This window comes from Paenibacillus sp. GM1FR (assembly GCF_002803315.1).
Lineage (GTDB): Bacteria > Bacillota > Bacilli > Paenibacillales > Paenibacillaceae > Paenibacillus > Paenibacillus amylolyticus.
Window position 1 is genome coordinate 1 of sequence record NZ_MKZL01000039.1, and the last position, 5,708, is coordinate 5,708.

The 5,708-nt window shown below is 43.1% G+C and carries 7 protein-coding genes; 2 read left to right on the top strand and 5 right to left on the bottom strand.

The window, feature by feature from the left end:
* Positions 1-62: 62 nt before the first annotated feature.
* From PAEAM_RS22395 to PAEAM_RS22410, 4 genes are all read right to left on the bottom strand, one after another.
* The gene (locus tag PAEAM_RS22395) at positions 63-857 is read right to left on the bottom strand and encodes an SDR family NAD(P)-dependent oxidoreductase (protein ID WP_036608125.1); all 795 of its coding nucleotides are present in this window, start codon (positions 855-857) and stop codon (positions 63-65) included.
* Positions 858-986: 129 nt separating this feature from the next.
* Positions 987-1,985, bottom strand: coding sequence for a helix-turn-helix domain-containing protein (locus PAEAM_RS22400; protein WP_100529041.1), 999 nt, complete (start codon positions 1,983-1,985; stop codon positions 987-989).
* A 192-nt stretch (positions 1,986-2,177) separates the two neighbouring features.
* Complete coding sequence (locus PAEAM_RS22405) at positions 2,178-2,750, bottom strand: esterase/lipase family protein (RefSeq protein ID WP_051449755.1); 573 nt, start codon at positions 2,748-2,750, stop codon at positions 2,178-2,180.
* A 186-nt stretch (positions 2,751-2,936) separates the two neighbouring features.
* A complete protein-coding gene (locus tag PAEAM_RS22410; RefSeq protein WP_036608134.1) occupies positions 2,937-3,245 on the bottom strand; it encodes a hypothetical protein in 309 nt (102 codons plus the stop codon).
* 163 nt (positions 3,246-3,408) lie between these two features.
* On the opposite strand from PAEAM_RS22410, the gene PAEAM_RS22415 reads away from it, so the two are divergent.
* Positions 3,409-4,641: a GAF domain-containing sensor histidine kinase gene (locus PAEAM_RS22415; RefSeq protein ID WP_100529042.1), complete on the top strand. Its 1,233-nt coding sequence runs from the start codon at positions 3,409-3,411 to the stop codon at positions 4,639-4,641.
* A gap of 46 nt (positions 4,642-4,687) precedes the next feature.
* Positions 4,688-5,113, top strand: coding sequence for a hypothetical protein (locus tag PAEAM_RS22420; protein ID WP_100529043.1), 426 nt, complete (start codon positions 4,688-4,690; stop codon positions 5,111-5,113).
* A 97-nt stretch (positions 5,114-5,210) separates the two neighbouring features.
* Here the strand turns inward: PAEAM_RS22420 and PAEAM_RS22425 are convergent, their stop codons facing one another.
* Positions 5,211-5,633: a hypothetical protein gene (locus tag PAEAM_RS22425; RefSeq protein ID WP_100529044.1), complete on the bottom strand. Its 423-nt coding sequence runs from the start codon at positions 5,631-5,633 to the stop codon at positions 5,211-5,213.
* Between the last annotated feature and the right edge of the window lie 75 nt (positions 5,634-5,708).

Sequence of the window (5,708 nt, forward strand, 5' to 3'; positions counted from 1 at the left end):
AATAAAAAAGTCGCCAATGCTGGCGACATCTTATGGATACATATCCTGTATCCTGAACAATTTTAAAATATGGTGGGAACCATGCCCCCGTCCATCCGGATGGGAGAGCCTCTGAAGGCTGAAGCATATGGGCTGCATACAAATGCAGCGAGTCTGCCTATTTCACTTGGCTTGATGAATCGCTGTAATTCGGACTGTGGCAGATTACTCTTCATAAAGTCTTTCTCTTTTTCCTCAAAAGTCAGTGCCTCATCAGGGTATATGCCCTCAATGATTTCTTGTACGTTTTCGGACAGTGTTGGACCTGGCAGGATCGTATTGATCGTAACCTCGGTCCCTGCTGTCAGTTTGGACAAACTTTTGGATAATGACAGCAGCATTGACTTGGTCATGCAATACTGAGGCATCTGGCCTGAAGGCATAAGGGCTTCTTCACTTGCGATGAAAATAATACGCCCGTCATTGTTCTTCACCATTTTAGGTAAATAAAATTGAGACAAGCCATTGGCAGCCAACACATTAGTACGGAAATATTTCTCCCACACTTCATCATTTATGTCTTCATAACTCATGATTTCATATATCCCCATGTTATTGATTAATATATCAACTTCAGGAAATTTCTCGAATAAAGCTTGGCGTTGCGCCAGATCCACAAGATCAGCGGTAGCCTTTTGCGGAGAGGTCTCCGGAAAAGTGGACTTGATTTCACGAACGGTTTGTTCCACCTCTTCATCATTACGTCCATTAATCAGAACATGAACACCTTCTCGAGCGAGTTCTATAGCAATCGCTTTGCCGATCCCTTTTGTCGATCCTGTAACTAAGGCTGTTTTCTCTTTTAGTCCCATATCCATCCTGCATTTCTCCTTCATGATTACAACTATCCGGCTGCTTCTTCTGGACATTGCCAATAGCTTCATGCACCGGATAGGTATAATATTACGCAGTCTGAAGGACCTAGTAACTAGCATTTTGCGCCAGAGTTATTGCCTTACACGCCAATTTGAAGGTGTATCCCCTTCCCAGGTCTTGAAAGCACGATAGAACGAATTCTGATCTTCATACCCAACCAGAAATGCCACTTCTTTGATATCAAGTGAAGGATCTGCAAGGTACGCTCGGGCCTGCTCACGTCTGGCCTCGGTTAATAATTGCTTGAAGTTTGTGTTCTCCTCCGTCAGTCGCCGCTGCAAGGTACGATCACTCATGCGAAGCTCTTTGGCGACCGTCTGGATGTCAGGGCGCTTTCCTGTGAGGCTGCGTTTCATAATCCATTTGACCACTTCAGTAATGGAACGATTGCTCTCTTGTTCGTCCAGCGACCGATCCAGTGCCGGGGTCAGAATCTCCAGTAACTCCTCGTTATACGATAGAAATGGAAGACTCAGATCTTTCCGTTCCAGCGTCAGCCGATTATGGTTAGAATTCGTATCAACTCGGCAGCCGAAGTAAGCCTCAAGGGTGGCTACGTCACCCATCGGTTGGGAGAACTCAACCCTTTTGGCAGTCAAAGGTTGTCCTGTGCCCCTCCGTCCAAGTTCGATCAGAAATGCCAGCGTAATACCAACAAGTAATGGCGGACCTTGTTGCTCCTTATGTAACCATTCGAGTTCAATGATACATTCCTCCCCTGCTTCGGTAATCTGCAAACTCTCGGGAGGACACATTTGCTTGTAACGCACCATGCGATTCAACGCATCACGATAATCACGAGCATGGTACATCGCCAGTACAGGCGGAGGATACTTCGATATTTCATATCCGGTTGCAAGTTTGATGATGCCCTCGGCGGTGTCCCCATTGAGATCAGAGTAGGCCTGCCAGATTGCGAAGTATTGAGATTGGGTCACTACAGGTTTATTTATTGTCTCAAGAGATAGTTGTGCTGTGCGAGCGATGTCATCAGCACCAATCCCTAATTGATGTAATCCAGCCCAAAAGCCTGGATGAACTTTAATCCGATCATTCGGTTGAGGTTGCATGTATACAGACTCCTTTAACTTGTTCCATTTTTATTCTGATTTCTAATTATAGAATGGATGTACCTATTTTTGAAACTTACCTCAGCGAGCCATTTCCGGGTAATACGAAAACACGACTAACCATGAATGGCCAGTCGTGTTCAAGTCAATCATTCAGAATATTATGAAAGAATGCACATTTTGTATGTTCAGCTACTCATTCAACGCAGTTTTGATCAGGGCATTCACCCGCGAGTTAAACAGCAGACCGATATGGGATACGAGGGAAACCGAAACGTTGTTCGCCCCGTTCAAACGGGAAAGTACCGGGGACACAATCGTGTCACTGGTGGAATAGATCGAAGTCACCTTTATTCCACTCGGAGCTGTCGTTGTGGTCAATCGATTAGCCCCGCCAAGGGTAATCAACTTATCCACTTTGGAAGCGCCTCCACGGTTAAGTATGTAATAGAGACTATTAGCTCCACCCATGCTATGAGCTATAATATTGACTTTTGTATGACCCGTTTGGCGCAGAACATCATCTACGAATCGACTAATTGCTGCGGAGTTCAACAGCTGGTTTCCTTGTTTGCTAGGAAGGTCAATCGCGAATAATTCGTCTCTTGTCCACCCTTGGCTACGCAAATAACTCTCAATTGCTGTAAAATTGCTATCTGAACCGGTCAATCCATGTACCAATACAATGGGTGTACGTGCCGTAGCTGCAGAAGCCTTTGAACTCGATCCTATTCCAGTTATTGATAAGGCAAGGATCATACTCATGAATACAACAAGTATTAATTTGGTCTTTTTCACTTCATTACCCTCCTGTAAAATGTTTTATATTCCATATATTACAATCTAACATATGGAATATAAATGAATCTTTAGTCTCATTTTTACAGGAATGTCTAAAGTATACTACAACTAACATCATTACATTTTTATCAAACTCTAGTTCTCTACTTCTTATCCTTCAACGATATCTGCACGTAGATCTGTTGCAATCTCAATCATTTTGGGTACAATAGCTTCGTTAGAAATAGCTACATACAGATCCCCCATGTACAAACGAAAAGCAATCTGTGCACCCTCAAGGTCCCACATAAAAAAGTCCCCCTCAATGGTCATGGTGCTCTCTGCTCCTACAATGTTAAGAACCGGTGAATAGGTAAAATCGGGTTGGGATTCGAAGTAGAGTTTGCACTCTTCCAGCGAGATGGATTGTTCGGCATTACTATCTTGCATGGATCGGGTAATTCGAAAACGCTGATTCATTGATTTGCCTCCAAAACTTTATTAATATATACATGTTGCACAGCATTATATTTTCTCATTTCCGTCTTCCACTGTCAAAACCATACATGATCGATTCTTCAAATTCATATATACTGAATACAGTGCACAACGAATTTCTACAATCAGGAGGAGTCAAATCAATATGTTAAAAACAGAATTCATTGATGTACTATCCCTTGTCTCACATAAATTATATGATTCGGCTGCTAACGTTATGGACACGGCAAGCAGGTTAATTCCTGCAAATACGTTTTGTATTGCCCAGTTGGATCATTTATCCACCAAAGTTCTGAACGTATATAATCGTGACAAACTCATTCTGGGGGAGGGGCTGGTCGTTGATAACGCCGAGTCATACTGTGCACTTGTGACTGAACATTCCCAAGGCCCGTTAGTAATCAATAATAATCTAACACATCCATTAACCAGACATATGGACGCAACCGAATTCGTAGGTGGGTGTTCATTTGTTGGTGTGCCTATACATAATGAGAACGGAGAAATCTACGGCTCCCTTTGCTCATTTGATCAGGATTTCTATTCCTATCAACAAAAGGACGTGGATCTGCTTCTCTCCTTGTCTTCCTTTTTCACGAGTCTTCTTGAGATGGAAACAACTCTGCAACAGTTAAAACAGGCGGAAGAGACCGCTGCAAAAGTGCTTGAAGAAAAGAAAAATTTGCTGGCCGTTCTCAGCCACGAAATCCGGACGCCGATGAATGGTGTTCTTGCAATGGCCAATCTGTTGCAATCGACCAGGCTGAGTGAGGATCAATCGTTATATGTTAATGTCATTGAGTCAAGTGGCGCCAGCCTTCTGTCGATGATGGATCAAATTCTGGACTACTCCAAAGCAGAAGCTGGTGCGATCTCTCTGGAGATCAAGCCCTATAGTGTCTCTGACACAGTTGAACATGTATTACAATTATTCTCTTCTGAAGCACAGAAAAAAGGAATTAGGTTGTACGCAGAATATAATATTAATGATCATCTGATGCTTATGGGCGATCAGCACAAAGTTCGTCAGATTCTAATCAATCTCGTTGGAAATGCGCTTAAGTTTACGGAGAAAGGTGAAGTATGCATCTCTACTGAGGTATCTGCTGATACCAAAGGTACTCTCCATGCATCCTACGAAATAAAGGATACAGGCATCGGCATCCCGCAGGATCGTCAGGATCTGTTGTTCAAATCCTATTCCCAGATTCATGGTAATTCAGGAAAGTATGGCGGAGCGGGGCTGGGCTTGTCCATCTGTAAACAACTCGCTGAATTAATGGGTGGCGTTGTATGGCTTAAAGAGTCCAGTCCTATGGGCAGTCGGTTTGTCTTTAATATCTCCAGCGCTGCACCCTCCGTCCATGCGAAAATCTGAATGATGAATATATTATTCTATCTGAAACAGATAGGAGGTATATACGTTGACTCAATTTCTGGATGCAAGATCATCGCAAAATGCTGCGTTGTTTAATTCCATTTCCATACCGATTCCAGTGATTTTTACGCCACAATTATTCGGCCAGATTGGTCTCATCACCGCTGGAGCCGGAACCAATCTAAGAGTTTCATTAAAAGGAACCATCACGGTGCAATTGCCGCGTGCACTTTTTATAGTGAGGATTACTGTGGTAAGAGGAACAATCGCAACCGATCCAATTGTATACTCGGGAAACCACACATATGGTCTGAATGGTCTGCTTAACCCTGAAGTGATTGTCTTCTCTTCCACTGACTATAACCCACCACTTATGCCTCAATTAACCTATACCGCATTTATCAGTACAAACCTGCTCGGTACTACTCGGGTGGGACCCGAGAGTTTCGACGGATTTGTCATTTCAGATTGAACAAACATGTACAACCCCATACCTCTAATCGGTTTCCCGTAGATTAGTGGTATGGGGTTGTTTTTACGATTAACATAACCATTTTTAGAGAGAGCTATTAATCAGAGACCACAAATCCATCAAAATTCTCGGGACCAACACGGATTGTTCCCAGCAAGTTGGAGCTTACAAAAGCAGTGTAAGTTAATTGTGGTAAAATCGGTGGATTAAAATCATTTCCAGAGAATGTAATTACTTGTGGTGCCAATACACTTAAACCAAATGTGGACGTTGCGGAGTAAATAACCGGGTCCGTTGATAAGGTACCTCTTACAACGGTAATCGTTATTCCCGCAAGAGCTAAAGGTAATTGCAAAGAAACCGTTCCTTTAAATTGAACTCTGGGATTCGCTCCTGCTCCGGCAGTTTGCAGACCGATTTGGCCAAAGAGCTGTGGGGTGTTCAGGAATAATATCGGAATAGCTATTGAGTTGGCCAAACTGGCATTTTGTGATGTTCTCGCATCCAGAAATGTGCTCATCAATCTACCTCCTAATGTTGGGATAGGATAGTATATTCGTAGCGTACTATTGTGTTTGGACTTCTAGCCAACAAC

Excerpts from the sequence above, each read along its gene's own strand:
- PAEAM_RS22400 (WP_100529041.1), bottom strand. The coding sequence starts at position 1,985 with ATGCAACCTCAACCGAATGATCGGATTAAAGTTCATCCAGGCTTTTGG.
- PAEAM_RS22425 (WP_100529044.1), bottom strand. The coding sequence starts at position 5,633 with ATGAGCACATTTCTGGATGCGAGAACATCACAAAATGCCAGTTTGGCC.
- PAEAM_RS22395 (WP_036608125.1), bottom strand. The coding sequence starts at position 857 with ATGGATATGGGACTAAAAGAGAAAACAGCCTTAGTTACAGGATCGACA.
- PAEAM_RS22405 (WP_051449755.1), bottom strand. The coding sequence starts at position 2,750 with ATGAGTATGATCCTTGCCTTATCAATAACTGGAATAGGATCGAGTTCA.
- PAEAM_RS22415 (WP_100529042.1), top strand. The coding sequence starts at position 3,409 with ATGTTAAAAACAGAATTCATTGATGTACTATCCCTTGTCTCACATAAA.
- PAEAM_RS22410 (WP_036608134.1), bottom strand. The coding sequence starts at position 3,245 with ATGAATCAGCGTTTTCGAATTACCCGATCCATGCAAGATAGTAATGCC.